The sequence below is a fragment of the Ramlibacter sp. WS9 genome (assembly GCF_003797765.1).
Lineage (GTDB): Bacteria > Pseudomonadota > Gammaproteobacteria > Burkholderiales > Burkholderiaceae_C > Ramlibacter.
Window position 1 is genome coordinate 123,898 of record NZ_RKMB01000012.1, and the last position, 26,768, is coordinate 150,665.

At 67.2% G+C, this 26,768-nt stretch carries 24 protein-coding genes; 12 read left to right on the top strand and 12 right to left on the bottom strand.

Going from position 1 to position 26,768, the window contains the following annotated elements; genetic code table 11:
• Nucleotides 1-52: 52 nt before the first annotated feature.
• The gene (hemA, locus tag EEB15_RS18585) at nt 53-1,312 is read right to left on the bottom strand and encodes a glutamyl-tRNA reductase (protein WP_141511366.1); all 1,260 of its coding nucleotides are present in this window, start codon (nt 1,310-1,312) and stop codon (nt 53-55) included.
• Between the two features lie 35 nt (nt 1,313-1,347).
• Here hemA and EEB15_RS18590 point away from each other — a divergent pair, with 35 nt between their 5' ends.
• From EEB15_RS18590 to queF, 4 genes are read left to right on the top strand one after another with little or no spacing between them, the layout of a single operon-like run.
• A complete protein-coding gene (locus EEB15_RS18590) occupies nt 1,348-1,650 on the top strand; it encodes a hypothetical protein (protein WP_233259539.1) in 303 nt (100 codons plus the stop codon).
• Nucleotides 1,651-1,678: 28 nt separating this feature from the next.
• Nucleotides 1,679-2,539: a 2OG-Fe(II) oxygenase gene (locus EEB15_RS18595; protein ID WP_141511367.1), complete on the top strand. Its 861-nt coding sequence runs from the start codon at nt 1,679-1,681 to the stop codon at nt 2,537-2,539.
• 16 nt (nt 2,540-2,555) lie between these two features.
• Nucleotides 2,556-3,449 (top strand): alpha/beta fold hydrolase, encoded by an 894-nt coding sequence (locus tag EEB15_RS18600; RefSeq protein WP_141511368.1) that lies wholly within the window; start codon nt 2,556-2,558, stop codon nt 3,447-3,449.
• Between the two features lie 19 nt (nt 3,450-3,468).
• Complete coding sequence (gene queF / locus EEB15_RS18605; RefSeq protein ID WP_141511369.1) at nt 3,469-4,314, top strand: NADPH-dependent 7-cyano-7-deazaguanine reductase QueF; 846 nt, start codon at nt 3,469-3,471, stop codon at nt 4,312-4,314.
• 1 nt (nt 4,315) lies between these two features.
• Here the strand turns inward: queF and EEB15_RS18610 are convergent, their stop codons facing one another.
• Together EEB15_RS18610 and EEB15_RS18615 are read right to left on the bottom strand one after the other, a co-directional pair.
• Entirely contained in the window at nt 4,316-5,149 is an 834-nt protein-coding gene (locus tag EEB15_RS18610) for an enoyl-CoA hydratase-related protein (RefSeq protein WP_141511370.1), read from the bottom strand.
• 106 nt (nt 5,150-5,255) lie between these two features.
• Nucleotides 5,256-5,516, bottom strand: coding sequence for a hypothetical protein (locus tag EEB15_RS18615; protein ID WP_141511371.1), 261 nt, complete (start codon nt 5,514-5,516; stop codon nt 5,256-5,258).
• A 249-nt stretch (nt 5,517-5,765) separates the two neighbouring features.
• Here EEB15_RS18615 and EEB15_RS18620 point away from each other — a divergent pair, with 249 nt between their 5' ends.
• Entirely contained in the window at nt 5,766-6,119 is a 354-nt protein-coding gene (locus EEB15_RS18620; protein WP_141511372.1) for a hypothetical protein, read from the top strand.
• Between the two features lie 13 nt (nt 6,120-6,132).
• Here EEB15_RS18620 and EEB15_RS18625 read toward each other — a convergent pair whose 3' ends face one another.
• From EEB15_RS18625 to EEB15_RS18635, 3 genes are read right to left on the bottom strand one after another with little or no spacing between them, the layout of a single operon-like run.
• Nucleotides 6,133-6,858 carry an anti-sigma factor domain-containing protein gene (locus EEB15_RS18625; protein ID WP_141511373.1) on the bottom strand — a complete coding sequence of 242 codons (726 nt, stop codon included), beginning with the start codon at nt 6,856-6,858 and terminating at the stop codon, nt 6,133-6,135.
• On the bottom strand, nt 6,855-7,448 hold the full coding sequence (locus tag EEB15_RS18630) for an RNA polymerase sigma factor (protein WP_141511374.1): 594 nt from the start codon (nt 7,446-7,448) through the stop codon (nt 6,855-6,857). Before EEB15_RS18630 ends, EEB15_RS18625 begins: the two co-directional genes overlap by 4 nt.
• A gap of 59 nt (nt 7,449-7,507) precedes the next feature.
• Nucleotides 7,508-8,830, bottom strand: coding sequence for a hypothetical protein (locus EEB15_RS18635; RefSeq protein WP_141511375.1), 1,323 nt, complete (start codon nt 8,828-8,830; stop codon nt 7,508-7,510).
• Between the two features lie 210 nt (nt 8,831-9,040).
• On the opposite strand from EEB15_RS18635, the gene EEB15_RS18640 reads away from it, so the two are divergent.
• A complete protein-coding gene (locus tag EEB15_RS18640; RefSeq protein ID WP_233259540.1) occupies nt 9,041-9,496 on the top strand; it encodes a DUF1569 domain-containing protein in 456 nt (151 codons plus the stop codon).
• A 7-nt stretch (nt 9,497-9,503) separates the two neighbouring features.
• Here the strand turns inward: EEB15_RS18640 and EEB15_RS18645 are convergent, their stop codons facing one another.
• The gene (locus EEB15_RS18645; protein WP_141511377.1) at nt 9,504-10,739 is read right to left on the bottom strand and encodes a DNA polymerase IV; all 1,236 of its coding nucleotides are present in this window, start codon (nt 10,737-10,739) and stop codon (nt 9,504-9,506) included.
• A gap of 125 nt (nt 10,740-10,864) precedes the next feature.
• Here EEB15_RS18645 and EEB15_RS18650 point away from each other — a divergent pair, with 125 nt between their 5' ends.
• Together EEB15_RS18650 and EEB15_RS18655 are read left to right on the top strand one after the other, a co-directional pair.
• The gene (locus tag EEB15_RS18650) at nt 10,865-11,761 is read left to right on the top strand and encodes a c-type cytochrome (RefSeq protein ID WP_141511378.1); all 897 of its coding nucleotides are present in this window, start codon (nt 10,865-10,867) and stop codon (nt 11,759-11,761) included.
• A 32-nt stretch (nt 11,762-11,793) separates the two neighbouring features.
• A complete protein-coding gene (locus EEB15_RS18655) occupies nt 11,794-12,249 on the top strand; it encodes a DUF4440 domain-containing protein (RefSeq protein ID WP_199236566.1) in 456 nt (151 codons plus the stop codon).
• Nucleotides 12,250-12,252: 3 nt separating this feature from the next.
• Here the strand turns inward: EEB15_RS18655 and EEB15_RS18660 are convergent, their stop codons facing one another.
• A complete protein-coding gene (locus tag EEB15_RS18660; protein WP_141511379.1) occupies nt 12,253-12,915 on the bottom strand; it encodes a TetR/AcrR family transcriptional regulator in 663 nt (220 codons plus the stop codon).
• 73 nt (nt 12,916-12,988) lie between these two features.
• On the opposite strand from EEB15_RS18660, the gene EEB15_RS18665 reads away from it, so the two are divergent.
• Both EEB15_RS18665 and EEB15_RS18670 read left to right on the top strand, forming a co-directional pair.
• Nucleotides 12,989-13,276, top strand: coding sequence for a hypothetical protein (locus EEB15_RS18665; RefSeq protein ID WP_141511380.1), 288 nt, complete (start codon nt 12,989-12,991; stop codon nt 13,274-13,276).
• Entirely contained in the window at nt 13,273-14,106 is an 834-nt protein-coding gene (locus EEB15_RS18670; RefSeq protein WP_141511381.1) for a hypothetical protein, read from the top strand. Before EEB15_RS18665 ends, EEB15_RS18670 begins: the two co-directional genes overlap by 4 nt.
• Here EEB15_RS18670 and EEB15_RS18675 read toward each other — a convergent pair.
• The 4 genes from EEB15_RS18675 to argH all read right to left on the bottom strand — a co-directional run bounded on the left by EEB15_RS18675 (nt 14,100) and on the right by argH (nt 24,891).
• Nucleotides 14,100-15,248, bottom strand: coding sequence for an alpha-hydroxy acid oxidase (locus tag EEB15_RS18675; RefSeq protein ID WP_141511382.1), 1,149 nt, complete (start codon nt 15,246-15,248; stop codon nt 14,100-14,102). The two genes, EEB15_RS18670 and EEB15_RS18675, sit on opposite strands and share 7 nt — an antisense overlap.
• 87 nt (nt 15,249-15,335) lie before the next feature.
• Nucleotides 15,336-17,519, bottom strand: a complete 2,184-nt coding sequence (gene pbpC / locus EEB15_RS18680; RefSeq protein WP_141511383.1) for a penicillin-binding protein 1C — start codon at nt 17,517-17,519, stop codon at nt 15,336-15,338.
• Nucleotides 17,519-23,449 (bottom strand): MG2 domain-containing protein, encoded by a 5,931-nt coding sequence (locus EEB15_RS18685; protein ID WP_370283703.1) that lies wholly within the window; start codon nt 23,447-23,449, stop codon nt 17,519-17,521. The genes pbpC and EEB15_RS18685 overlap by 1 nt, the downstream gene beginning before the upstream one ends.
• Before the next feature lie 50 nt (nt 23,450-23,499).
• Entirely contained in the window at nt 23,500-24,891 is a 1,392-nt protein-coding gene (argH, locus tag EEB15_RS18690; RefSeq protein WP_141511384.1) for an argininosuccinate lyase, read from the bottom strand.
• Nucleotides 24,892-24,982: 91 nt separating this feature from the next.
• On the opposite strand from argH, the gene EEB15_RS18695 reads away from it, so the two are divergent.
• Nucleotides 24,983-26,020: a sensor histidine kinase gene (locus EEB15_RS18695; protein WP_141511385.1), complete on the top strand. Its 1,038-nt coding sequence runs from the start codon at nt 24,983-24,985 to the stop codon at nt 26,018-26,020.
• Nucleotides 26,017-26,757 (top strand): LytTR family DNA-binding domain-containing protein, encoded by a 741-nt coding sequence (locus EEB15_RS18700; protein ID WP_199236567.1) that lies wholly within the window; start codon nt 26,017-26,019, stop codon nt 26,755-26,757. Before EEB15_RS18695 ends, EEB15_RS18700 begins: the two co-directional genes overlap by 4 nt.
• The last annotated feature ends 11 nt before the right edge of the window (nt 26,758-26,768 follow it).

The following is a 26,768-nucleotide window of genomic DNA, read 5'->3' on the forward strand; positions in this document are numbered from 1 at the left end:
CATCGACGCGCAGCGAGGTCATGCGCCCGCAGGGCGCGTCATGTGAGCGCCGCTAACGCTCTTTGCGCAAGAAGAAATGCTCGATCGCCGTGCTGGCGCGTTGCCGCGCCTGGGCGTCGCCCGCGTGCAGTTCGGCCATGGCGCCGTGCAGCATCTTTTGCGTGAGACCCTTCGACAGGGCCTCGAGCACCGCATCGACGTTCTCGCCTTTGGCGAGCATCTTGCGAGCCCGGGCCAGCTCGAGCACACGCCATTGGTCGGCCTGCGCGTTGAGCTGCTGGATCAGCGGGACGCTGCCGCGCTGGTCCATCCAGTGCAGGAAGCTTTGCACGCCGGCGTCGATGATGGCCTCGGCCTGCTGGACGGCGGCCTGGCGGTTGGCCTGGCCGGTCTGCACCACATGCGCGAGATCGTCCACGGTGTAGAGGTAAACGTCTTCCAGCGCCTTGACTTCCGGCTCGATGTCACGCGGAACGGCCAGGTCGACCATGAACATCGGGCGATGCTTGCGGGCCTTGAGCGCGCGCTCGACGGCGCCCAGCCCGATGATTGGCAGGGTACTCGCCGTACAGCTGACGACGGCGTCGAACTCGTGCAGCCGGCTGGGCAAGTCGGCCAGGCGCATGACTTCGCCGCCGAAGCGGGTGGCCAGCCGTTCGCCGCGCTCCAGCGTGCGGTTGGCGATGGCGATTCCTTTGGGGTTGCGCGCCGCGAAATGGGTGGCGGCCAGCTCGATCATCTCTCCGGCGCCGACGAACAGCACACGGATCTTGCCCAGGTCCTCGAACAGCTGGCCCGCCAGGCGCACGGCAGCCGCGGCCATGCTGATCGAGTGAGCACCGATTTCGGTGGAGGTGCGCACTTCCTTGGCGACGGCAAAGGAACGCTGGAACAATTGGTTGAGCGTGGTGCCCAGCGCGCCGGCCTGGTCGGCCATGCGGACGGCGTCCTTCATCTGGCCCAGGATCTGGGGCTCGCCCAGCACCATCGAATCGAGCCCGCTGGCCACACGGAATGCGTGCCGGGCCGCCAGGCCGTCATGCAACGTGTAGGCGTGCGAGCGCAGTATTGAGGGTGACACGCCGCCGGAATGGGCGAGCCACTCCAGGGTGGGGTCGATGTCGCCGTGGTCGCCCGCGCAATAGATTTCGGTTCGGTTGCAAGTGGACAGGATGGCCGCTTCGGGCCGGCGCGCCAACGCCTCGCGCAACGACTTGAGCGTAGGCTCCACCTGGTCGATGGCATAGGCGAACCGGCCGCGCAAATCGAGCGGCGCGGTCGTGTGGTTAATGCCTAAAGCCCAGACTGCCATCCAGAGATTATAAAATTTGCTGAACTATCAAGCGCTTGCGCATCGTCAAGTCCCCGCGAATGGGCCCTTTGGAGCTTTTTTTTCACGTTGCCGCCTTCATGGCGCCAGCCCTCGCAGTCGCCACCGCAATGGCGGCCGCCGCCCGCATTTTACTGCCGCGCCGCCCGGACAGCGGCTCATGGTGGGCGAATGCAGCTATCAATTCGATAGTCGGCCTCGGTGTGTCCGCAGCCGGTCTGTGGTATTTTGGCGTCGATGGCAAGATGGCCACCTATGCGGCGCTGGTGGTCGCGGTGGCCAGTGCCCAATGGACGTCCAGCCGAGCCTGGCGGGGCTGAAAGCGGGGCAAAATCGAATGACAGCACCATGAGCACGACCCAGACCCAATCGATCACGCCTCAATTGCGACAATGGATCATCGACCAGGCCGAGGCCGGTTTCACCGCCGAAGTCGTCCTCAAGTCCATGCTCGCCTCGGGTTGGAGCGAGGACGTGGCCGCCCTGGCCATGGAATCGACGCTGCGCGGCCACCTCGAGCAGAAAGCAGCGGCCCAGGGCCTCCCTGTGGCCACGACCGTGCCGGAGCCCCAACTCGATGAATCGCCTTTGTATCTGGACGGCGGTGACCGCAAGGTCAGTGTGCTGCAGACGATGGCCGAGCCGCGTGTGGTGGTTTTCGGGGGCCTCCTGTCCGACGAAGAGTGCGAGGCGCTGATTGCATTGGCCAAGCCGCGCTTGGCACGCTCACTGACGGTGGCGACAAAAACCGGCGGCGAGGAAATCAACGCCGACCGCACGAGCAACGGCATGTTCTTCCAGCGTGGCGAAAACGACGTGGTGCGCAAGATCGAGGAGCGCCTGGCCCGCCTGCTGGACTGGCCCGTCGAGAACGGCGAGGGCCTGCAGGTGCTGCACTACCAGCCGGGCACCGAGTACAAGCCGCACTACGACTATTTCGATCCCAGCGAGCCCGGCACGCCCACCATCCTGAAGCGCGGTGGCCAGCGGGTCGCCACGATCGTGATGTACCTGGGCGAGCCCGACAAGGGCGGAGGCACCACCTTTCCGGACGTGAACCTCGAAGTCGCGCCCAAACGTGGCAACGCGGTCTTCTTCAGCTACGACAAGCCGCATCCCTCCACCAAAACGCTGCATGGCGGCGCGCCGGTGCTGGCGGGCGAAAAGTGGATCGCCACGAAATGGCTGCGCGAGCGGCGTTTCGAGTGACCGTCCAGGCCCCCGCATGAAAGTCAAGGCCAACGGCCTCGCCATCGAGGTCGAGGACACGGGCGCAGGCGGCGCCCAGGCAAGCCGTCCGGTGGTGCTCCTGATCATGGGCTTGGGCATGCAGCTGGTGGCGTGGCCGCCGGCGTTCGTGCAGGGCCTGGTCGATGCGGGCTTTCGTGTGGTGCGCTTCGACAACCGCGACATCGGCTTGTCGCAGCACCTCGATCACCTGGGCACGCCCAACCTGGTGTGGGAAAGTTTCAAGCACCGCGTGGGCATGAAGGTCAACGCGCCTTATTCCGTGCACGACATGGCGGCCGACACCATCGGCGTGCTCGATGTCCTCGGCATCGAAAGCGCGCACATCGTCGGCGTGAGCATGGGAGGCATGGTGGCCCAGCGCGTCGCGCTGGCCGCGCCGCGGCGCGTCCGCAGCCTCGCCAGCATCATGAGCTCCAGTGGAGCCCGGTACCTGCCCGGACCGAAGCCTCACGTGTTGCGCGCCCTGTTCAGCCGCCCTTCGGGCTCGGGCGAAGACGCGATCGTCAGCCACTACGTCAAGCTGTTCAAGGTGATCGGCAGCCCGGGCTTTCCGGTCGAGGAGTCGGCGCTGCGCGAACGCATCCTTCTCGGCACCCGGCGCAGCTTCCATCCGGCGGGCACGTTGCGCCAGATGACGGCGATAGCGGCCGACGCCCGCCGGGCGGACGAGTTACCCCGCATCAAGGCGCGCACGCTGGTGCTGCATGGTGCCGACGATCCGCTGGTACCCGTGGCTTGCGGCCATGACACGGCGCGGCGCATCCCCGGCGCCGATTTCATCACCATTCCCGGCATGGGCCACGATTTGCCGCCGGGCGTGGTCGAGCGGCTGCTCGGCCCGTTGGTGCCGCATCTCCAAGCGGCCTGAACCCCTATCGCGACCCCGCATGAACACTCCCGAGCAATCGCAGCTGGGCAAGCCCGCGCCCTACATCGACCACTACGACGCGTCGCTGCTGTTCCCCATCTCGCGCCAGCCCAAGCGCGTGGAACTGGGTTTGCATGGTGCGGTGCCTTTTTTCGGCGCCGACCTGTGGACGGCGTTCGAGCTGAGCTGGCTCACGCCGCGCGGCAAGCCGCAGGTGGCGATCGTGCACGTCACCGTGCCTTGCGAGACGCCGAACATCGTCGAGAGCAAGTCGTTCAAGCTCTACCTGAACAGCTTCACCAATACCGCGTTCGCGTCGGCGGACGAGGTGCGTGACCGCATCCGTGCCGACATCAGCGAGGCCGCCTGGCGCGGTGCGCCCGCGCAGTCGTCGGTGGGCGTTCGCATCCTGATGCCCGACCAGTTCGACAAGGAGCCGGTGCATGAGCTGGACGGCCTCAACCTCGACCGGCTGGACATCGAGTGCACGCAGTACACGCCTGCACCCGAGTTGCTCACGGCCGCGTTCGACGAGAAACCCGTGGACGAAGTGCTGACCAGCAACCTGCTCAAGAGCAATTGCCTGGTGACGGGGCAGCCCGACTGGGGCAGCGTACAGATCCGCTACAGCGGCCCGCAGATCGACCAGGGCGGCCTGCTGCGCTACCTGGTGAGCTTTCGCAACCACAACGAGTTCCACGAGCAGTGCGTCGAGCGCATCTTCATGGACGTGTGGAAGCAGTGCAAACCAGTCAAGCTCGCGGTCTACGCGCGCTACACGCGCCGCGGCGGGCTGGACATCAACCCCTTCCGCACCAGCCACCCGATGGCCATCCCGCCGAATATCCGCACGGCGCGGCAGTAGCTCAGCCGAGGTCGCGAAACGAAGCCAGCGGCGCCAAGGCGGGGAACTGGCCGGCGCGCTTTTCCTTCATCGCCGTCACTGCTTCGCGCACATGCGCGTTGCTCCAGATCGCGCCCTGGATCCAACCCATCTGCTTGAGCGAATCGTCGACCGAATGGTCGCGCGTGTAGTGGATGACCTGCTTGCTGCCCCAGATCGCGACGGGCGGCTTGGCTGCGATTTCGGCCGCGCACGTCATCGCGGCGGCCAGCATGGACGCCTGCGTGTCGAACACCTCGTTGACCAGGCCGTAGCCCAGCGCCTTTTGCGCGGGCAGGCGGCGGCCGGTGTAGGCCAGTTCCTTGACCACGCCCAGCGGGATGAGCTTGGGCAGGCGTTGCAGCGTCCCCACGTCGGCCACCATGCCGATGTTGATCTCCTGGATGCAGAAGAAGGCGTCGGCCGTGGCGTAGCGGATGCAGCAGGCCGTGACCATGTCGACGGCGCCGCCGATACAGCCGCCCTGGATGGCCGCGATCACGGGGATGCGCAAGGTTTCGAGTTTGGTGAAGGTGGACTGCATGTCGGTGAGCATGTCGAAGATCGCGGCGCGGCCTTCGGCGGTGCGGTCGTCCATCGCGATCTCGCCACCGAAGGTCTCCAGCGCCATGCCCGCGCTGAAGTGCTTGCCGGTCGAGGAGATCACCAGCGCCCGCGCGGTGCCTTCGCGGTGCAGTTGTGCCAGGGTTTCATCGAGTTCGCGCCAGAATTTCGGGTGCATCGTGTTCATGGCCTCGGGGCGATTGAGTACCAGATGGGCGATGTGGTCCTGTTGCGTCAGCGCGAAGCATTCCATGGCGATCCTCGAATACGAAAAGTGGTTCGGGTCACTGTAGCGCGCGGCGATGCGCCCGCATGGCAAATGCGGGACAACGGTCGGGAAAGGAGAGGGTGGAGAAGCGCTAGGAGCGCAGCCAGTCGCAGCGCAGCTTCTGCGCGCGATGCGCCTTCATGCGCCAGCTCGTATAGAGGCCTGGTGCCGCGATCGCCAGGACGCACAACGGCAGGAAAAGGAACTGCTCGAACGCGTAGGCCGGCAACCAGCCCACCCACCCCATCACCCAAACCGTGAGGATCGCGTCCCACAAGTGATATTCAACCGGATGCTGAGCGCGATGCGCGACGTGCCATTTCTTGATGCGTTGCAGTTCGTTGAGCGTCATGGCGGACTCCGGAGGCGGGGTGAGACGGCTGTAAGTTCGGCGTAAGAACGACTGTAAGTTAGGAGTAAGTTTCCGTCAAGCGCTCCTGAAATAGGAGCGATAACACTTTATTTGGAAAGGGATTCAGAAGGTTTGTCAGAACCGGTTCAGTTTCGGTCAGCGTAAGTACCAATGCGCCGAGTCAGCGTGTCGTCAGTGACGCGTACCAAAGTGAATTCACAGAAGTACGTTTGTTGAAGGAGACATGAAATGGGATACGCCACTCTGTCTGCTGCCTCGCCGGCCCTCGCATCGGGCTGCTACCGCCTGACCGTCCAAGGCCGCGCCTGCGTGGACCTGGTCGAGACGCCGGAACAAACCATCGGGTCCCTGTCGCGCTACCTGCACGACGTGCTGATGCTGTGCGGTACGGGCACCTGGTTCGAGCAACTGCGCCAGTTCATGCCGCCGCGGTCGCTCGAGGAGTCGCTGCAGTCGCTGCTGGCGCTGGGCCTCATCGAGCAAGTCTCGCCGCAGCAGTCGCCGCGCTACGTGCGCCCATCCGACCGCAGCGAATACGCGCCGCGGCCGGTCACCGCGCTCGCGCGTCTGTCGCACACCTGAACTGAAGCGCCGCCTACCAGAGCTTGGCGCAGTTGCCGCTGAACACGACCGTGCCTGGCGTCGCCGGGCGGTCGCTGGTCTCCAGGGTCACGACCAGCTTGCGGACTTTGGACAGGAGTTTTTCCGAGGTGTCCGGCAACTGCGACGTAGCCGAACCGGTCGTGGGCACCGTACCCAGCATGAAGGCCGGCCCGTCACCGGGCACAGCCCACAGCACCAGCTTGCCCGCGGCCGGTGGCGTGATGGGGCCGATCACCTTTACCGTCATCGTGCGGCCGTGGCGCAGGGAACTCACCAGCAGCTTGCCGTCGCCCTGTGCATCGGTGAGCAGGCCCACGTAGCTCTGCGGCAGCTTCTCGCCGGTGCGCATCGCCACCTGGTCGGCTGAGAGCAGCAATGCCGGCGTGGTCGCGACCAGCGCCCATGCCGCCACCAGGCCCGCCGCGACGCCACCCAGGCCGAAGCCGGCCAGCCTCCACCCGCCCGCCGCGGCGGCGCGCGAGGTCTGGGCAGGGCGTGTGCGCGCCTCGATGGCGCGCCACACGCGGGGTGGCGGATGGATGGGCGGGATCGACTCGGCCAGGCGGCCGAGCCGCGTTTCCCACTGGTTCACGGCGAGTTGCACGTCGGCGCGATCCCTCCGCAGCCGCTCGAAGCGCCTGCGCGCACCGTGCGCGAGCGTGCCCAGCACATAGGCTGATGCGAGGTACTCGACCAGCTTGGGGTCGCTGTATTTCAAAGCGACGGTCCTTGCATGGTGAGGCAAGCCTTGAGCTTTTCCAGGCCGCGGCGGATCCAGGCCTTCACCGAGCCGAGCGGCGCGCCCATCTGCGCGGCCACTTCGCTGTGCGAAAGGCCCTGGTAGTAGGCCAGGGCCAGGCTCTGGCGGTAGCTGCCGTCCAGGCCGTTCAGGCAGCCCTCGATCTGCAATGTGCGGCTGGCCTGCGACAGCAGTTCCAGCGCGCTGGGCCCGGCCCCTTGCAGCGGCTCGCCGGCGCCGTCATGCGCATCGTCGGGCAGTTCCGTCTCCTTCAGGCGCGCGCGCGAGCGCAAGGCGTCCAGCGCCTTGTTGCGCACGATGGCGATCAGCCATGTCATCGGCTGCACCTCGTGCCCGTCGATGGACGACCGGTACTGGGCCGCGCTCTTCCAGATGCTCACGAAGGCCTCCTGCAGCACGTCTTCGGCCGCCTGTTCACGCCCCAACATACGCAGCGCGAGGCCGAACAGATGCGCGTGGGTGCGGTCGTAGACGCAAGCGAAGGCGGCGTGGTCGCCGCGAGCGGCCTTGGCCAGCAGCTCCTGCAGGGGGAGGCCGTCGGGTTTCATGCGGCGCAGTATAGGGCCGCACTTCCGGGTGCGGCCCTCCATGGGCGCCGACCGGCGCGTCAGCCCTGGCGCTGGAACAAGACGAGCTTGGCTTCCGTCGTCACGTCGGCCTTGCTCGCTGTCATCGCCACGTCGTAACGTGCTCCGGGCAACGGGAAGGGCGACACGAAGCTGAACTCGAAGTGCCCGCTCGAATCCGCTTCCACAGCGCGGGAGAACACGTTCCGCGCGACTCCGAACTGGCCCACCATGGGCGGGATCGCGTCGACCCGCACCTGCACGACGGCGTTCGGTGCCGTGCGGCCGCGCACGTGCGTCACGTTGCCGTCCACCTGGCCGTTGTTCACATGGCTCAGGATCTGGATCGGCACGGTCGCGGGGCCGGATGCGATGTCGAAACTCCAGCTGCGCCGGATGGCATTGCCGGCGTTGTCGCGCGCCTGCACGTCTACCGTGTGGCGCCCGGGCGGAAGCGGCGTGCGCAGGCTGAAGGACTCGGGCGTCACATGGGCGTCGTCGGTCACGTTGCGGCCGGAAATCATGATGCGCACGCTGCGCGGGTCCACACCGGTGCCGCCGCGGTCGTTGAAGTTGCCGGAGATGGTCGTGGCCGGTGCCCCGGGCAGGGTTTCGCCTTCACGCGGGGACACGTTGGTGAGCTGGGGTGGCCGGGTGTCGGCTGCCACCAACGGCTGCGCCAGGTTCATGGTCACCGCACGCTCGCCCATCCGCAGCGTCGCCACCACCGGCCCCGCCGTGTTGATCGTATCGGCGCGGCGCACGGTGTAGCTGCCTTCGTAGTGGCCCGGGCGTGTCTCACGCAGGGCCACGTCGTTGGCCATGCCCGGCAGGTCGACCGACACGGCGGCACCCGGAACACCTTCGAGCGTGAATCGGATCTCGACGCCGGGCTGGATACGGTCCAGCGCGGCAACCTGGAAGCGTTCGATACGCAAGGGCACCGGCGGGGGTGGGGCGGACGGCGCCGTGGCCACATTGCCCAGCCCCGCCGGCACCTCATAGCTCGCCGTCACGGTCCGGTTGCCCCGGCGCATGATCGCCCGCACGGCGTCGCCTTCCTCGATGCGGTCGCTGCGGGCGATCACGTATCGCCCGACGTACACGCCCGGCGACCTCTCGGCCAGCGGAATCAGGGCCTGTGCGCCGCGAATGCGGATGCTGGCTTTGGCCCGTGGTGTGCCCTCCAGCCTGAAGTGCAGGCGTGAGCCGGGCGCGAGTCCATGATCGCTCGTGACCTGGAGTGAGCTCACCTCGGGTGACCCTGCTTGGGCGATGGCCGCGGTGGGCAGCGCCGTCAAGGCGCCGGCCATCGGTGCCAGCAGGAACAGTGCTGCCACGTGATTGCGCAGTTGTGCTTTCATATTTAACCCCCTGAACAAAAAGTTGACGTCATGACGGTAGGGCTGAAAGCTGCGGCCTGACGTAGGCGATGGGGGAATGGGTTGGTAGGACTCGTCCAACTTGGCCATATCGGGAACGGCGGCCAAGGCCGGCGGTGCTTGTTACCATTGGTAGTCATGAACCGACGCCAATTTCTTATCTTTCCTATCGCCTGTGCTGGAGGTATCGCCATGGCAGACCTGCCCAAAGTGCAATCGCTCGACGACTCCCTGCGCTGGCTCGACCGGCTGGAAAAGGCGCGCGAGGCGAAAGCGGTGGGCGCCTGGCCGCTCGGCGCGGTGTTCGAGCACCTCGCGCAGAGCATCGAGATGAGCATGGATGGGTTTCCTCAGCCTCGAAGTGCCCTGTTCCAGAGTACAGCCGGCGGCGCCGCGTTCGCCTACTTCAAGTGGCGCGGAAGCATGACCCATGGCTTGGCCGAACCCATCCCGGGCGCGCCCGCGCTTGGAGCCGGAGCGGACTGGAAGCCGGGTGCCCTGCGGCTGCGCCAGGCCATCACGCGTTTCAATGCCTACACCGGGCCCCTCAAGCCGCACTTCGCCTACGGCGCCTTGACCCGGTCCGAGTTCGCGCTGGCCCACAACATGCACATCGCGAACCACCAGGACGAGATCGTCACGGCGTAGGCGGCGTTCAGAACAGGTCCAGGGTCCCTTCGAAGGGCGCGGGCTCGGCCACGCGATGAACGCCGGCCGCCGAAGCCTCGGCCGGGGCTTGCGCCTCAGGCGAGCCGGCCTTGGCCAGCTTTCCCACGCGCACCCCCAGCAAACGCAGCCGCCGCTCCAGCGGTACGCGCTTCAGGCACTGGCCCGCGATCTGCCGTATGGTCTTCGCGTCGGCCGTGAACTGCTCGATCGTCTGGTCGCGCGTGGCGATCTTGAAATCGTCGTAGCGCAGCTTGATGCCGATGGTCTTGCCCACGTAGCCCTTGCGTTGCAGGTCGCCCGCCACCTGCTTGCACAGGTCGGTGAAGATCGTGCCGAGTTCCGCGCGGTCCCGCACCGCATGGAGATCGCGGTCGAAGGTGGTCTCCCGGCTCATCGAGACCGGCTCGCTTTCCGTGACGACCGGGCGGTCGTCGCGGCCCCAGGCGGCGTCGTGCATCCAGGCCCCGTACGACTTGCCGAAGTTGTCGATGAGCCACTCGCGCTCCTGCGCGGCGATATCGCCGATGGTGTGCAGGTGCAGCTTGTGCAGCTTCACTTCGGCCTTGGGGCCGATCCCGTTGATCTTGCGCACCGCAAGCGGCCAGATCTTCGCCTGCACGTCGGCTTCGTACAGCACGGAAATGCCGTTGGGCTTGTTGAATTCGCTCGCCATCTTGGCGATGAGTTTGTTCGGCGCGACGCCGATGGAGCAGGTCAGGCCCGTTTTCTCGACGATCGCACGCTGGATCAGACGCGCCAGGACGCGCCCGCCTTCACGCTGCCCGCCTGGCACGTCGGTGAAGTCCACGTAGACCTCGTCGACACCACGGTCCTCGATGACCGGCGCGATCTCGGCGATGGTGCTCTTGAAGAGGCGCGAGTACTTTCGCACCTCCTCGAAATCCACTGGCAGCACGATCGCTTGCGGGCACAGCTTGGCCGCCTTCATCATCCCCATGGCGGAACCGACGCCGAACTGGCGCGCAGGATACGTCGCGGTGGTAATGACGCCGCGGCCCACGTAGTCCTTTAGTAGCGGGAAGGCCGAGGCCGGAATTTCGCGCAATGGCAGGTCCGCGAAGCGTTGACGCACCATCTCGTCCACCGTGCGCCGGCCGCCGCCGATGATCACCGGCAGCCCCTTGAGCTGCGGATAGCGCAGCAGCTCCACCGACGCGAAGAAGGCGTCCATGTCGAGGTGGGCGATGCGGCGCAGTGTCATGCGGCGATTTTGCCGCCACCGCCGGCCTTGTCCGATCCCCGTGATTTTGTTTACTGACGGAATGGCGTGCAGTTCCTAGAATCGCCGGCTGGGCAGGGGAGTACGACGAGGATGGAGACCAACTGATGAAAACATGGATCAAGTGGACGGCAGGCCTGGTGGGCGCCGTCGTTGTGGTGGTGGCGGGCGCGGGCGCGGTGGGCTACAAGCTCGCCGAAAGCAAGATGGCGCGCAAGGTGGAGGTCACGGTGAAGCCGGTGGCCTACGTGACGGACGCGCAATCGCTGGAGCGGGGCAAGTACCTGTTCGAGTCGCGCGGCTGCGTGGACTGCCACGGCGCGAACGGCGGCGGCCGGACTTTCGTGGAAAACGACAAGGGCCTCAAGCTCGCCGGCCCCAACATCACGCCCGGCGGCGCGACGGCGGGCTACAAGCCGGACGACTGGGTGCGCATCATTCGCCACGGCGTAAAGAGCAATGGCCAGGCCGCCATGATCATGCCGAGCGAAGACTACAACCGCTTCACCGACCAGGACTTGGCGTCTCTCGTCGCCTACGTGCGGGGGCTGCCGCCGGTGACTGGCGGTGCCGCCGTGGTGCAACTGCCGGTGCCGGTGCGCGTGCTCTACGGTTTCGGCGCGATCAAGGATGCGGCCGCCAAGATCGACCATTCCTTGCCGCCTGCGCAGCCTGTGGCTGCCGGCGTGACCGTCCAGCACGGTGCTTACGTGGCCAACATGTGCATCGGCTGCCACGGCGAAAAACTTTCCGGCGGCAAGATCCCCGGCGGCCCGCCCGATTGGCCGGCGGCAGCCAACATCACGCCAGGCGAGGGCTCGGCCATGACCCGCTACAAGGACTCGGCGGCGTTCGTCACCATGCTGCGCAGCGGGAAGCGCCCGGACGGCACGCCGATCAAGGTCATGCCGTTCGAATCTCTCGCCAAGCTCAACGACGTTGACGCGCAGGCCATTTACGAATTTCTCAAGACGGTGCCGCCACGGCCCGCGGGCGGCCGTTAGACCACCGTCGCGCCAGCAACCAGGAGGCATCCATGTTCAAGGCGCTCGTTTCGTTGGCAATGGCACTGTCGTTGTGGGGCTGCGCCGCATCGATGCCGCGCGTCGCGCCTGAAGAGGCCCGGCAGCAGGTGATGGCCACGGAGCGCGCGTTCGCCAAGACCATGGCCGATCGGGACCTCAAGGCGTTCGCGAGCTTCATCTCGGACGACACGGTGTTTTTCTCGGGGCCCAAGCCCTTGCACGGCAAGCAGGCCGTGGTCGACTTCTGGTCGCGGCTCTACCAGAAGCCGCAGGCCCCGTTCTCGTGGGAGCCGGATGAAGTCGAGGTGCTCGATTCCGGCACGCTCGCCATCAGCTCTGGCCCGGTGCGTGACCCGAACGGCAAGCTGTTCGCGCGGTTCACCTCGGTCTGGCGGCTGGAAGCGCCCGGCCAATGGCGCATCATCTTCGACAAGGGCAACGAGGTCTGCGACTGCGCCAAGCCCTAGACCCTAGACCTTTGACCCGGTCTGCGCCGCCAGAGCGTCGAACAGCACGTCGAGGCCGAACTCGAAAACCGAATCCAGGTTCTTCACGCTCAGGTGCGGCGCCACCGCGCGTACGCGCGGAAAGGCGATGAGCTCGGGCGCGCGCTCCAGCCGCAGCGGCGTCGCGTCCGCTATCCGTTCGCGGCTGGCGACATCGGCCATGCCCGCGCCGCTGGCAAAACCGCCAATCAATCGGAACCAGCGGGCGGACTGCTGCGCCGTGAGACCCAATTCGCCGAAGACGCCCAGCAGCGCTTCGTAGAACGCAAAGGCCCGCTCGGTGTTAAAGCGCCGAGCCGCCAGCAGCACGAAGGCTGGCGGATGGCGGATCGCGCAGGCGCGGTAGCTGCGGATGCAGGCGCGCAGGCGCTGCCGCGGCGTGCCTGAGGCCGGCAGCTCGACCTCTTCCAGCAGGCAGTCCACCACACCGTCCAGCAGGTCGCCCTTGCTCGGAAAGTGGTGGTAGAGCGCCATGGCTTCCACGCCGAGGCGCGCTCCGAGACGCCGCATTGAACAGCTCTCCAGTCCTTCGTCATCGATGAGTTCCAGGGCCGAGCGCGCGATCCGCTCGCGCGACAACGGGGTGCGGCGGGTCGGGGTGGGCGGCTTGGTTCCGGCTTTGGCCATGGCTGGACTTTACACCGTATGGTTCCTTGTCTACAATGACTTTACGCTGTAAGGTGCAGCGCAGGAGCCCATCATGTACCTGAGTGTCTATCGCTTCGAGGGCGACACCGCCGTGCTCGCCGCCGCATACGGCCGGCTGCTGGCATCCATGCCCACCGACAAGTTCGATTTCCACGCCTGCATCGAGAGGCCCGGCGGCATCGAGATTTATGACGCCTGCCCCACGCGCGAAGTGCACGAGGCGTTCGTGGCCAGTCCCGAGTTCCGCGGCGCCCTGGCGCAGGCCGGCTTGCCGTCGCCGGAAATCGTGCCGCTGGGTGAAACCCGCGCCGCATTCGCGCAAGGCAGGCGGCTGGCATGAGCGGGGTGCTTTCGGCTCACGGGGCCGCCACGGTGGCCGACGACGCGGAAGCAGCCGCGTTCGCCGAGCTCTATGCCTGCGCGCCGCCCGCTCTGCAGTCGCGGCTGGGGCTGCGGGTGGAGCGGATCGCGGACGCCACCTTGCTTCTCGCGCCGGGCCTGCCGGAGTCGATGTTCAATCGCGCCATCGGCCTGGGGCTCCGGCAGGAGGCGGGCGCGGCGCAAGTCGATGCGATCGTCCAGGCCTATCGCGCGGCCGGGTGCCCCACCTGGTGGCTGCACTGGAATCCGCATTCGACGCCAGAGAGCCTGCCCGCGATGCTGCCCTCGATGGGTTTTACCCAGCCCGCGCGCCGCAGCTGGGCCAAGGTGCTGCACGGCCCCGAGCCGGCGCCGAAGATCCCGACGGATCTGCACATAGCGCCCGCCACGGCATCGCAGCTCGGCGAAGTGATACGCGCCATCGTGACCGCATTCGAGATGCCGCCCTTCATGGCGGATTGGCTCGCGGCGCTGCACGGCCAGCCGCACTGGCGCGTCTATGCCGTCACCGACGGGGCGCTGGTGGTGGGCGGTGGCTGTCTCTACGTGTCGGGCGAGCTGGCGTGGCTGGGCATGGGCGCGGTGCTGCCTTCGCACCGCCGGCGCGGCGGGCAGGGGGCCTTGATGGCGCGGCGCATCGCCGATGCCATCGAAGCCGGGGCGCTCCACGTCGTCACGGAAACCGGCGAGCCCATCGCTGACGAGCCCAACCCCTCGCTGGCCAACATGAAGCGCTGCGGCTTCGTCACCGTGGCCTCGCGCCTGAACTTCGCCGGGCCGGCTCAGTAGGTTCCGGGCAGCAGGATGCTCTGGTCGACCTGGGTGACGTCGGTGCGGCCGCAGAAGGCCATGGACAGGTCCAGCTCCTTGTGGATGATCCGCAGGACGTAGTCCACGCCTTCCTCGCCCATCGCGCCCAGGCCGTACAGCATGGCGCGGCCGATGTAGGTGCCCTTGGCGCCGAGCGCCAGTGCCTTCAGCACGTGCTGGCCGGAGCGTATGCCGCCGTCCATGTGCACTTCGATCTTGTTGCCCACGGCTTCGACGATGCCGGGCAGCGCGGAGATGGAGGAGGGCGCGCCGTCGAGCTGGCGCCCGCCGTGGTTCGAGACGATCACGGCGTCGGCGCCGCTGTCCACTGCCAGCTGCGCATCCTCGGCGTCCTGGATGCCCTTCAGGATCAGCTTGCCGCCCCAGCGCTTCTTGATCCACTCGACGTCGTTCCACGACAGGGCCGGGTCGAACTGCTTGGCAGTCCATTCCGACAGCGAGCCCATGTTGTCGACACCCTGCACGTGCCCCACGATGTTGCCGAACTCGCGGCGCTTCGTGCCCAGCATGCCCAGGCACCAGCGCGGCTTGGTCATCATGTTGACGATGTTGGCAATGGTGAGCTTGGGCGGCGCCGACAATCCGTTCTTCAGGTCCTTGTGGCGCTGGCCGAGAATCTGCAGGTCCAGCGTCAGCACCAGTGCCGAGCAGTTGGCGGCCTTGGCGCGGTCGATCAGCCGCTCGATGAAGCCGCGGTCGCGCATCACGTACAGCTGGAACCAGAAGGGGTGGCGGCCCGTCGCTTCGGCGATGTCCTCGATCGAGCAGATGCTCATGGTCGACAGCGTGAAGGGAATGCCGAATTTCTTCGCTGCCTTGGCGGCGAGGATTTCACCATCGGCGTGCTGCATGCCGGTGAGCCCCGTCGGGGCGATCGCCACCGGCATGGCGACGTCCTGGCCGACCATCTTCGTGCGGGTGCTGCGGTTCTCGATATTCACCGCCACCCGCTGGCGCAAGAGGATGCGGTTGAAGTCGGCCTCGTTGGCGCGGTAAGTGCTTTCCGTCCACGAGCCCGAATCGGCATAGTCGTAGAACATGCGCGGCACGCGCTTTTGCGCGAGCACGCGCAGGTCTTCGATGTTGGTGATCACGGGCACGGGGCAGGTCTCCTCAGGCAGTCGCTCATCGTAGCGGCAGCGGCGAAGCGCCGGGTTGAGAAAATTTGCGACGCCGCCGAAATTTGCTCACGGATGCCGCACGCCGGCCTTGGCCCCGACTTTCACACCGGCGCCGCGCACTTCGATGCGGATTTCATCAAGGACTGCGCCGCGCGCGTCGACCAGCTGGACGCGATGGCGGCCGGGCCAGGGGAGCCACTGGGCGGCCTGGCCGCGCCCGATCTCCTTGCCGTCGATCAGCCAACGGCCGCCGCCCTGCGCACTGAACGCGAGGCGCTGGCGTAGGGGCGGGATGTCGGGATCGAGCGCGACGATCGTGCCCTCGGCCGGCGCGGTGATGCGTGCCGTGCCGCCGGCCGCCGGCGCACCGCTACGGCCCTTGGCCTTTCCGTCCTGCGGCGAGTCGATCGCGAACAACGGCTGTTCGGTGCCTTGCAGGAACCATTCGGAGCGCTGCGCTTCCAGGGAATCGCCGAAGCGAGCCGGGCCCATGACCAGACCCGGCGGCGGCGCAGGCGCTCTGCTTCGTTCCCGCGCATGCAGATGGTTCATGACGCTTGCCCAGACCGGCGCGGCGCCGCTGGTGCCGCTCACGTCGTGCATGGCCGCGCCGCTGGCGTTGCCGACCCACACGCCCACGGTGTAGCGCTGTGACCAGCCGACGGCCCAGTTGTCGCGCATGTCTTTGCTGGTGCCGGTCTTCACCGCGCTCCAGAAGCGTGTGGCGAGCACGCTGTCGGTCCCGAACGTGCGTGCGCGGGCGTTGCCGTCGGCAAGAACGTCCCCGACGATGAAGGCGGCGCGCGGGTCGATGGCCTGGCGCCGGGGCGCCGACGGCGTGCGGCGCGCCGTGGTGGTCTCGCTGTAGGCCCCTCCGTTGGCCAGCGAGCGATACGCATTGGCGAGGGACAGCAGCGACACTTCGGCGCTGCCCAGGGCCAGGCTGTAGCCGTAGAAGTCTCCCGTCTCCTTCAGCGGCAATCCGAGGGCGCGCAATTGGCGCCCGAAGGCGTCGGGCGTCACCATGACAAGGGTGCGGACCGCCGGGACGTTGAGCGAGCCGCCAAGGGCCGTCCGCACCGAGATCCAGCCCTTGAACTGGCGGTCATAGTTCTGCGGGATGTAGAGGCCGCCCGCGGTGGGGATATGGGCAGGGGAGTCCTCAAGCAACGACGCCGGCGTGATGCGGCGCTCGGCTATGGCCTGCGCGTACAGGAAGGGTTTGAGCGTCGAGCCGGGTTGCCGCATCGCGGTGACGCCGTCCACTTCGGCGGCGTCGCTCAGCACGCCCGATGAGCCGACCCAGGCGAGCACTTCCCCGCTCGCGTTGTCCAGCACCACGATGGCGCCGTCTTCGACATTACGGCCACGCAGTTCGCGCAGGTGGCGCTGCAAGGTGTCCAAAGCAAAGCGCTGCAGCGGTGCGCGCAGCGTCGAAACGACGCGCTCCTGGCCGGGCGACTGCTTGACCAGGGCGCGGGCGACGTGCGGGGCGATGCCGTCGGATGCAGCCAGCGCCTTGCGCTGGAGGGCGCCTGTTGTGTACACGTCCAGGGCATCGCAGTCCGACCGGCCGGCCGCGCGCTGCATCGCCTGGAGCACCTGGCACGCCCTGCGCGCAACCTGCGCCGGGCGCGCATTGGGCGCCCGCACCAGCGCGGCCGCTACGGCGGCCTCCCGCTCGTCGAGGCCGTGCGGTGCCTTGCCGAAAAGCGTGCGCGACACCGCGTCGATGCCCACCAGTTCGCCGCGGAAAGGCACGAGATTGAGGTACGCCTCCAGGATCTGGTCTTTGCGCCAGCGGCGGTCGAGCACACGGGCGGCGACGGTCTGGCCGAGCTTCTGCGCGACGCTGCGGCCGCCTGCGCCGCGCTTCCAGTCCTCGTCCAGCAGCCCGGCCAGCTGCATCGTGATCGTCGAGGCGCCGCGCGTGCGGGTGTTCCACAGGTTGCCCCATGCCGACGCCGACACCGCGCTCCAGTCGACGCCGCTGTGCTCGTAGAAATTCCTGTCCTCGGACAGCACCATGGCCGTGCGCAGCGCCGGCGAAACATCCCCCAGTACTGTCCAGGCGCCGCGGCGAACCGTGAGATCGGTGCGCACGCGCTGGAGCACTTCGCCGTCACGGTCGAGCACCAGCGTTTCCGACGACTTGAAATCTGCCTTGACCTCGTCGTACGACGGCAGCGCGCGGGCCGCCGTCGGCAGCCCGCACAGCAGCGCCAGGACGGCCGCGGCGGTACGCAACATCAGCGTGCCTCCACCTTCACCTTGGCGTTCGGCGTTTCGCCGAACATCTCGGGTGCGTACATTGCCTCGACCCGGGTCGGCGGCAGCGCGAACTCGCCGACGTTGTTCAGGCGCAGCGTGTATTCCATTTTCACGACGCCCTTGGGCAGGTACTCGTAGTAGCTGCGGAAGGATTCGAAGCTGCGCTCTTCGAATGCCGGCCACGACCAGCCCGCGCGCTTCTCGCCCTGCGTGGCGATCTGCGAATCGCGGCCCAGGCCGCCGCCCAGGATCGTCGCGCCTCCGGGCACCGGGTCGGTGATGACGACCCAGGTCATGTCCGCCGACGCGTTGACCTCCAGGCTCACCCGCAGCACGTCACCGCGCGAGTATTTGCCTGGCACGGCTTGTTCCACCGCCGTGACCGTGCGTGTGATCTGGTAGCCCGCGCTGAAAGGCGCTTTGAGCGCGACGGCCGCCACCGACTGCAACGTGAGCCACGGTTTTCCCGCGCCCTGGTGGGTGGCGCTCAGGGTGTCCTTCGCGGCATCCTGCGCCCACGGCAGGAACATCGTGTTGTTGCGAAGGTTCCCAGCAGACGCGGGCGCGCCGAACGTACTGGTCTGGTGCGCGGCGCCGGCTGCGTCGGACGCCTTGACGCGATCGACCTTGCTCCAGTCGACCGCAGCCGTGCCCGCGCCCATCACTGCGCGCGTCACACCGGCGACGGGCACGCTCTCGAACTTCGCCGAGAACTTTTCCAGCGCCAGCCCGCCCCACAAGTTGGCCGTGGTGGTGTGCCAGGCGCCGCGCTGCTGGCGCGCGATGAAGCCATTGGCCAGGCGTCCCATGTCGTCTTTCCACGCCGGGTCGTCCATCACCGCCAGCAGCAGGCGCGCCGTGTTGACGTCGCCATTGGTCATCAGCCACCACCAGTAGTCGTCGCGCTCGGTGCTGAAGATCAGCTTCGTTCCCTGGTAGGACAGCCGCGAACGCAGCACCTGCGTGGCCTCGGCAATGCGCTGCTCGCGTTGAGGCACATCGGCCACGCGCTTGAGCACCAGCAGCCAGTCGATCACCGTATGGGTTGGCCACTGGTTCGGCGCGATCGTGATGCTGCCCGCCATGCGGCCCTGCGCCTTGCCGTAACGCGACAGTGCTTCCAGCGCAGCCAGCTTTCGCATGTCCAGGTCCTTGCGTGGACTCCAGAACTCGCGCTGGATGCGGCCTTCCACGAAAGCGATCAGGCCGCGCTCCATCGGCGCGCGCACGTCGTCCGGAATGGCGAAGGCGGGATCGAGCGCTGAAGCTTCGTGCGTCGCCGCCAGCAGGTAGGCCGTCAGCGCGTCGCTGCCGCGGTTGCCCTCACCATCGCGCGGCGGGAAGTAATTGGCGAGACCGTCGCCGTCCAGGTAGGTCGGTATCTGAGCGACGACCGTCTGCCACAGCTTGCCATCCCGCAGGCCCACCGACTTGCTGGTCTTCTGCTCGAGGCAGATGAACGGGTAGGCCGCGAACCAATCGCGCACGCCGGGAAGACCTTCCGCCAGCTTCGGCTGCAGCGCGAGCCGCAAGCCGCCGCGACCGGGCAGGGCGTCCGCCGGAGCCGCCACCGGCAGCGAGAGGGACCCGTCGATCTGCACCAGTGTGGCCTGCTGCACCGTCAGCGGAACCGCGGGCACGATGCGCTGCCGGGCCTTGAGCGCATCGCGGGCGCCGCCGAGCGTGTCCTTGGCTTCAATTTCCCACAGGATGGCCTCGGCGCGCGTTTGCGCGAGCTGCGCCGGCGCGGTGACGGTCCAGGCCACCTCGCGCGCTTCTCCTGCAGGGATGTCGACAGTCTGTGGCTGAAGTGTCAACAGCGTTGCGCGCGGCGCGACTTCGACCTTCATCGGCTTGGCGGTCGTGTTGCGCAGGGTGATCTGAGCGCGGTATTGGTCGTCCTCGCGCACCAGCGGCGGCAGGCCGCTGATGATCTGCAGATCCTGCGTCGTGCGGATGTCGGTCTGCCCCGTGCCGAACAGGCCGGTGCCCGCGTCGGCGATGGCAACGATACGGAACGTCGTCAGCGCGTCGTTCAGCGGCACGTCGACCGTCGCCTGGCCATTCGCGTCGAGCGCGACCCGCGGATTCCACAGCAGCAGCGTCTCGAACAGCTCGCGCGTCTGGCCCTTGCCGCCACCGCCGCCGGCCGGCACCGCCTTGCGGCCGTAGTGGCGCCTGCCGATGATTTCCATCTGCGCGGTCGAAGTCTCCACGCCCCACGCACGCCGCTGCAGCATCGCCTCCAGCAGGTTCCAGCTGGTGTTGGGCATGAGCTCCAACAGCGCCTGGTCGACAGCGGCCAGCGCAATTTCGGCGTTGGCTGCCGGCTGTCCATTGGGTAGCTTCGCCGTGACGACGACCCGCGCCTTGCCGCGCACCGGGTAGCTCGGCTTGTCGGCTTTCACCGCCACGTCGATCTGGTGGCCCTTGGTGCCCACGCGTATTTCGGCCAGGCCCATGCGAAAGGCCGGCTTGCTGAGGTCCACCATCGCGGTGGGTGCGACGTACTCGCGGCCCTCGTACCAATACGCCGTCCACCATTCGCGCGGCGCCTTGAAGCCCCAGCTGAAGAAGCTGTACCAGGGAACCTCGCGCAGCCGCCCGCGCAACGCCAGCACGCCGACGTAGACGTTCGGCCCCCAGCCTTCCTTGATCTGCAGGTTGATCGTTGGATCTTCGCCATTCAGCTGGACGACCTGTGTCTCGACGATGCCTTCGCGCTCCACGGTCACGAGCGCCGTGGCAAAACGGAACGGCATGCGCACCTGCAGACGAGCCGTCTCGCCAGGCTGGTAGGCCTTCTTCTCCGGCAGGACATCGATGCGGTCGTGGTTCTCGCCGCCGAACCACAGTTCGCCTTGGCGCGTCACCCATACGGAGCTCGCTGCCTGGATGGTGTTGGCCTGCGCATCTTTGGCGGAGACGATGAGCTCCACCTCGCCGGGCTCGCCGATCTTCGTTTCGCACAGGAGCAGGCCGCGTGAGTCACTCGTGCCGCTGCAGACCTGGCCCAGGTCCTTGACCTCGGTCTTGTTGTCGTAGGTGTAGAAGCCGCCGACCATGCGCTTGCGGCTGGTGGTGACGACGCGCGCAGCGGCTTTCACTTCAAGCGGCACGCCCGCCGCCGGCTTGCCGGTGAGGTCGAGCGCGAGCGCCTGGAAGCGGATTTTCTGGCTGGCCGAAACCCAGCCTTCGGTCTTGATGCCGGCCACCACGCCGGCCGGCCAGAGCGTCGCCACGTTGCGGATGGTCTGCACCTCGCCGTTCGGGTCGGCATAGGTCGCCTCCATCAGCAGCTCGCGCGGCTGGCGTGCCGCGGGAATCTCGGGAATGGTGAGCTTGCCCGCGCCGCTGCGATCAAGCGTGAGCGGAAGCTTGTCGGCGATCACGCGCTGGTCCTGCGACGCGGCGGCTTCCTCCTCGCCCTCGGTGCCGCCTTCGCGCTTGCCACGTGGTGGCGAGAAGCTGAACTCGTCGTAGTCGCGGAACGAAAGCGGCTTCGCGCGCAGGAGGGCCGAGACGCGTACGGGCAGGCCCACCGCGGGCCCACCCGAGACGTAGTTGATTTGCACGTCGGTGGGCACGGCCTTGACGTTGACCAGGGCTTCCTTCTGGGCCGGGCCGATGCGGCCTTCCAGGACGGGCAGCCTGAATTCCTCAACGCGGAATTCGCCTGACGCCTGGCCGCCTCGCGTGCCACCCTTGAGCTCCACCTGGTACTGGCCGAGCTTGGCGCCGGGCGGAATCTGAAAGGTGCTCTCAGCGCTCTGCCCGCCGGTAGCGGTCTTGCGCCAGGCCAGCGGCTGCGTGAATTGCTGGCCGCTGCCGGTATGCGTGACGACCATCGTGTCGGGCACCGACGCAGGGAGGCCGAAACCACTGCGCGTTTCCGTGCGCACCAGGTGCTTCATCGACACCGTCTCGCCCGCGCGCAGCAGCGTGCGGTCGAAGATTGTGTGCAGGCGCTCGTCGGGCAGCGCTTCGCGGCTGGTGGGGACGTTGAATCGCCAGGGTTCGATGCCGCGGTACCAGTCGCTCCAGGTGAAGGCGATGTCCTGCACGCCCTGTGCATCTTTTGCGCGAGCGCTGATGAAATAGGCAGCGCGGCCCTCCTCCTCGTCGGCACTGCCGATGCAATTCGGCGCTTGGGGGTTGAGGCCCTTGAGGTTCGCAATGCCGCGGGCGTCGGTCTGCGCCGTGGCCAGTTCCTTGCCGCGGCAGTCCGACACACGCACCGTGGCGTTGGCGACGGCCTGGCCCTTGTCCAGCGTTGTCACCCAGGCCAGCGCGTTTTCGCGGCCGAGCTTGAAGTGCACGCCCAGGTTGGTCACCAGCGCCGACGTGCGGACGTACATGGTGCGAGGCTGGCCGTGCCGCTCGTCCAGCAGCGACTGGCCCAGCATCGGCGATGCGATCTCGACCACATGGAAGCCCGGAGTGAGCGGGATGCCCACTACCTCGAATGGCCGCGGGGCGCCCCCGACGGGCTTGGGCAGGTCGAGTGTCTTCAGGCGCGGCTGCCCGGACAGCAGCGAGACCATGCGCGACTGGACCCACTCCTTCTCGTCGGGCTCCACGGCCTTCGGGAGCTTGTCCTTCACGTCCACCGCAGCTTGTTTGCGCAAAACCTTGAACGCGTCATAGCGCTGGACCTTGAGGAACCACGCGATGATCTCCGCGTCCGTTTGCGGCTGTATGTCGCTCACCTGGCCCGGGGCGTACGCCTTGGCCTGCAGTCCCGGTTCGACATTGCGCAGGGTGACAGGCAGCATCGGGCCGCCCTCAGGTTCGGCGAAGCGCTCGAGGATGCCGAAGGGCGCCGCCGCGAACTTGGCCAGGGGCGGCATCGCCCCTGTGGCGACCTTGAGCGGGAAGCTGTCCGCGTTGCGCAGGGGGCGAGCCGACGCGTCCTTGAAGTCCTTGGGCAATTCCAGCGTGAACTGCGCCTGCTCCGGCAATGGCGCCTTGAAGGTGACAGATGTCACGACGGTCTCGCCGTCTCCGTCGGACTTGTCCAGCACCGGCTTGAGGCTCTCCTTGGCAGACTTCAGGCGAATCTGTTCGGCATGGGCGCGCGCGACGGGCGCATTGAACGAAAGCGTCAGCGGACGGATCGGCAGGCATGCGGCCTGCGCGTTTTCCCGCTCACAACTGAAGGTCGCGGCGAACGGCTCGCGCACCTGGAAGTCGAAGCGGCGCTCCACGGAGTTCGCGATGCCGCTCGGGGTGGCGACGCCCTTGCCGTAGACCAGCTGCACCTTCGCATTGGGTGCGAGGCGCCGGTTGCAGGAGAACGTCAGGTAACGCAGCGGGTCCTTCGCGGCGGCTTTTTCCATACCGAGCGACTTGAGGTAGTCCGCGCGCTCCTTGCCCTCCAGCATCTTGAGCGGCACGCGCTCGCCCAGGCCTTCGACCGAACACCAGACGTTGTCCTTGAAGCTGGCCGGTGTGGCAGCGCCATTGAGTTGCATCAGGAAGAATTGCTCCTCGTCGATGCGCTGGTAGGTGCCGGGCCGCACCTGCTGCACGAACGGCCCGCCGGTGTTGAATTTCCAGCCACTGCCCGTCGGCAGCTCCGCACCCTTGGGGTTCTTGAAGCCCGCGCGAACCTGCAGCGTGCAGCTCACGCCCGGCGGCAGGTCGTTCTCGAAGTCGAAGACCCATTCCTTGTCGCTGGTCCAACGGCCCGTGCCCTTGGTGGCCTGCGCGTCGCTGCAGGCCAGCACCAACGGGGCGGGCGCCTTGGGGTCGCCGAAATTCACGGCGCTTTCGTCGAACTTGGCGACGACCTGCCGTACCCGGGCAACTTCGCCTTGCGGCGAGACGCTGGTGACCTGGACGGCCCCGGCCGAGAGCGCGGCTGCGCACAGCGCCGCCGCGACGATGGTTTTTTGGATTTTGCCCACTCTTCCCTCCTGATGCGAGCTGGAGGGTAGCGCAGATTCCCCTGTAAACGCTAGCCGAGACGCGCGCGGTGCAGCGCAATTTGCGCGCGCACCTGCTGCGGCGCCGTTCCGCCCAGGACGTTGCGGGCGTTGAGCGATCCGCGCAGCGACAGCACGTCGTACACGTCCTTCTCGATCGCGGGGTTGAACTGCTGGAGCACCGCCAGGGGCAGTTCCGACAGATCGACCCGGTGCGACACGGCCGCCTTGACGGCGTGAGCCACCGTTTCATGCGCGTCCCGGAAAGGCAGGCCCTTCTTCACCAGGTAGTCGGCGAGGTCCGTCGCCGTGGCGTAGCCCTTCAGAGCCGCCTTTTCCATCGCTTCGGGATTGGCGGTGATGCCCCCCACCATCTCGGCGAAGATGCGCAGCGTGTCCTTCAACGTGTCCACGGTGTCGAACAGCGGCTCCTTGTCTTCCTGATTGTCCTTGTTGTAGGCCAGGGGCTGCCCCTTCATCAAGGTGATGAGCCCCATCAGGTGGCCGACCACGCGGCCCGCCTTGCCGCGCGCCAGTTCAGGCACATCCGGATTTTTCTTCTGCGGCATGATCGACGAGCCGGTGGTGAAGCGGTCCGCGATCTGGATGAAGCTGAAGTTCTGGCTCATCCACAACACCAGTTCTTCCGAGAAACGGCTGATGTGCACCATGGCGATGGAAGCCGCCGCGGTGAATTCGATCGCGAAGTCGCGGTCGCTCACCGCATCCAGGGAGTTCTGGCAGACGCCATCCATGCCCAGCGTGCGGGCGACCGCTTCGCGGTCCAGTGGATAGCTGGTGCCGGCGAGCGCGGCCGCGCCCAAGGGCAGCCAATTGACGCGCTTGCGCACATCGCCCATGCGCTGGGCATCGCGGCTGAACATCTCCACATAAGCCAGCATGTGGTGCGCGAAGCTCACGGGCTGCGCCACCTGAAGGTGGGTGAAGCCCGGCATGATGGTTTCGACGTTCTTGTCGGCGAGATCCAGCAATGCCGTCTGAAGTTCGGCCAGCAACGCCGAGATGAGGTCGATTTCGCCGCGCAGCCACAGGCGCACATCGGTCGCGACCTGGTCGTTGCGGCTGCGGCCCGTGTGCAGGCGCTTGCCTGCATCGCCCGCCAGCTGGGTCAGCCGCGCCTCGATGTTCAGGTGGACGTCTTCCAGATCCAGCTTCCATTCGAACGCCCCGGCTTCGATCTCCAGCGCGATCTGTGCCATGCCCTTCTGGATCGCCGACAGGTCGCCTTGGGGGATGATCCCCTGGGCCGCCAGCATCCCCGCATGAGCCAGCGAGCCATCGATGTCGGCCTTCCAGAGGCGCTTGTCGAAGAACACGCTGGCGGTGTAGCGCTTGACCAGGTCGCTCATGGGTTCCGAGAACAGGGCCGACCAGGCCTGGGATTTCTTGTCGAATTGGTTCATAAGGAGGGCTGGAGGCGGCCGGGATGGGTTCGCCCCGGGGGTGGTTGCGGCAAGGATCACCAATAATCGGGCCGAAGGCAACCGCTGTTTGATGAAAGATTCCCAAATTTTATCGGCCTTCCAGGAGACGACCCTCCCGGTGGCCCCGGCGCGCCCCGCGCGGGCGCTGGTTTTCGACGCCTGCCATATCGGCGTGGTGCTGCGGGCCGTGCTGTTCGTCGAGGTCGTGATGTCCATAGGCGCCATGTTCGGCGCCGCCGGCCCCGCTGAGTGGCTGCTGCGAGTTGCTCTGCTCAGTGGCGCGGCCCTGCCCGCGACGCTGGCGTGGCTGATCGTGGCCTGCAGCCTGAAACGGGTGCTGGCACGGCTGGCGCCAGCGGGGCAGCAGGCCTGCGGAGTGGCGCTGGGTGGGCTGGCGGGCCTGTATGGCTGCGCGATGATGGCGTTGGTGGCCACCGACAATAGCGCCCCCTGGATGGCATCCGCTTTTGCCGGCGCACTGCTCGCGGCAGCGTTGGTTGCCGCGCTGGTGCTGCGCGCCAAAGGCCGCGCGCCGGCAGACACTGCGGCCCGCCTGGCCGAGCTGCAGGCGCGCATCCGACCGCACTTCCTCTTCAACACGCTCAATAGCGCGATTGCGCTGGTGCGGGAAGACCCGGCGCGGGCCGAAGCCATCCTGGAAGACCTGAGCGAGCTGTTTCGCCATGCCCTCATGGAGCAGGACGAATCGGTGACACTGGCCGACGAAGTGACGCTGGCGCGGCGGTACCTCGAGATCGAGCAGGTGCGGTTCGGCGAAAGGCTGCAGGTCGAATGGGCACTGGACCCGGCCGCGGGCGCCGCGCGCGTGCCGCCGCTCATGCTGCAACCGCTGGTGGAAAATGCGGTGAAGCATGGCGTCGAGCCCAGCGCGGCCGGTGCCAAGGTCAAGGTGAGCACCCAGCGCAGGGGCAGCTCAGTTGTGATCAAGGTCACCAACACTGTGCCGGCAGGCCAGGGCCAGCGCGGCCACGGCGTGGCGCAGAACAACGTGCGTGACCGGCTGCGCCTGCTGCACGATGTGCAGGGCCAGTTCCAGGCGGCGCTGAAGGACGGGATTTACCAGGTGAGGTTGGAGGTGCCAGTATGAGCTTGCAGGTGCTGGTGGTCGACGACGAGCCGCTTGCGCGGTCGCGGCTGCGGACGCTGCTGGGCGATTGCGGCGAGCCCGCGGCCATTGTGGCGGGCGAAGCGGGCAACGCCGCCGCGGCGATGGAGCAGTTGCAGCGCCTGCGTTTCGACGCGGTGCTGCTCGACATCCACATGCCGGGTGCCGATGGCCTGGTGCTGGCGCAGGCCCTGCGCACGCTCCCCCAGCCGCCTGCGGTGGTGTTCGTCACCGCCCATACCGAACACGCCGTGGCAGCGTTCGAGCTGGACGCGGTGGACTACCTCACCAAGCCGGTACGGCTCGAGCGGCTGCAGGTGGCGCTGCAGAAAGTCGAACGCGTGATGCAAGCGCGGACCGGCGCGGCAAGCGCGGCGGCGCCCGAGGTGCTGCTGATCCAGGATCGCGGGCGCACCGAGCGGGTCCCTCTGGCCGAAGTGCTGTACTTCAAGGCTGAGCTGAAGTACGTGACCGTGCGCACGGCCAGCCGGAGCTACATCCTGGACGCGTCGCTGAGCGAACTGGAAGAGCGCCACGCGGCGCACTTCCTGCGTGTGCACCGCAATGCGCTGGTGTCGCGCCGTGCGGTGCGTGCGCTCGAAAAGCATTACGACCCCGAAGAAGGTGAAGGCTGGGCCGTAAGGCTCACCGGCATCGACGAAGTCCTGGCGGTCTCCCGCCGGCAGTTGAGCGCGGTGCGCGAAGCGCTGTCCGGCTGACCCGAACGCAA

What these genes read in the sequence shown, in the direction of transcription:
- EEB15_RS18660 (WP_141511379.1), bottom strand. Translation starts at nt 12,915, where the DNA reads ATGGCCAAAGCCGGAACCAAGCCGCCCACCCCGACCCGCCGCACCCCG.
- EEB15_RS18650 (WP_141511378.1), top strand. Translation starts at nt 10,865, where the DNA reads ATGAAAACATGGATCAAGTGGACGGCAGGCCTGGTGGGCGCCGTCGTT.
- pbpC (WP_141511383.1), bottom strand. Translation starts at nt 17,519, where the DNA reads ATGTTGCGTACCGCCGCGGCCGTCCTGGCGCTGCTGTGCGGGCTGCCG.
- EEB15_RS18665 (WP_141511380.1), top strand. Translation starts at nt 12,989, where the DNA reads ATGTACCTGAGTGTCTATCGCTTCGAGGGCGACACCGCCGTGCTCGCC.
- EEB15_RS18645 (WP_141511377.1), bottom strand. Translation starts at nt 10,739, where the DNA reads ATGACACTGCGCCGCATCGCCCACCTCGACATGGACGCCTTCTTCGCG.
- EEB15_RS18620 (WP_141511372.1), top strand. Translation starts at nt 5,766, where the DNA reads ATGGGATACGCCACTCTGTCTGCTGCCTCGCCGGCCCTCGCATCGGGC.
- EEB15_RS18700 (WP_199236567.1), top strand. Translation starts at nt 26,017, where the DNA reads ATGAGCTTGCAGGTGCTGGTGGTCGACGACGAGCCGCTTGCGCGGTCG.
- EEB15_RS18595 (WP_141511367.1), top strand. Translation starts at nt 1,679, where the DNA reads ATGAGCACGACCCAGACCCAATCGATCACGCCTCAATTGCGACAATGG.
- EEB15_RS18610 (WP_141511370.1), bottom strand. Translation starts at nt 5,149, where the DNA reads ATGGAATGCTTCGCGCTGACGCAACAGGACCACATCGCCCATCTGGTA.
- EEB15_RS18635 (WP_141511375.1), bottom strand. Translation starts at nt 8,830, where the DNA reads ATGAAAGCACAACTGCGCAATCACGTGGCAGCACTGTTCCTGCTGGCA.
- EEB15_RS18655 (WP_199236566.1), top strand. Translation starts at nt 11,794, where the DNA reads ATGTTCAAGGCGCTCGTTTCGTTGGCAATGGCACTGTCGTTGTGGGGC.
- EEB15_RS18615 (WP_141511371.1), bottom strand. Translation starts at nt 5,516, where the DNA reads ATGACGCTCAACGAACTGCAACGCATCAAGAAATGGCACGTCGCGCAT.
- EEB15_RS18670 (WP_141511381.1), top strand. Translation starts at nt 13,273, where the DNA reads ATGAGCGGGGTGCTTTCGGCTCACGGGGCCGCCACGGTGGCCGACGAC.
- hemA (WP_141511366.1), bottom strand. Translation starts at nt 1,312, where the DNA reads ATGGCAGTCTGGGCTTTAGGCATTAACCACACGACCGCGCCGCTCGAT.
- EEB15_RS18695 (WP_141511385.1), top strand. Translation starts at nt 24,983, where the DNA reads ATGAAAGATTCCCAAATTTTATCGGCCTTCCAGGAGACGACCCTCCCG.
- EEB15_RS18600 (WP_141511368.1), top strand. Translation starts at nt 2,556, where the DNA reads ATGAAAGTCAAGGCCAACGGCCTCGCCATCGAGGTCGAGGACACGGGC.
- argH (WP_141511384.1), bottom strand. Translation starts at nt 24,891, where the DNA reads ATGAACCAATTCGACAAGAAATCCCAGGCCTGGTCGGCCCTGTTCTCG.
- EEB15_RS18640 (WP_233259540.1), top strand. Translation starts at nt 9,041, where the DNA reads ATGGCAGACCTGCCCAAAGTGCAATCGCTCGACGACTCCCTGCGCTGG.
- queF (WP_141511369.1), top strand. Translation starts at nt 3,469, where the DNA reads ATGAACACTCCCGAGCAATCGCAGCTGGGCAAGCCCGCGCCCTACATC.
- EEB15_RS18630 (WP_141511374.1), bottom strand. Translation starts at nt 7,448, where the DNA reads ATGAAACCCGACGGCCTCCCCCTGCAGGAGCTGCTGGCCAAGGCCGCT.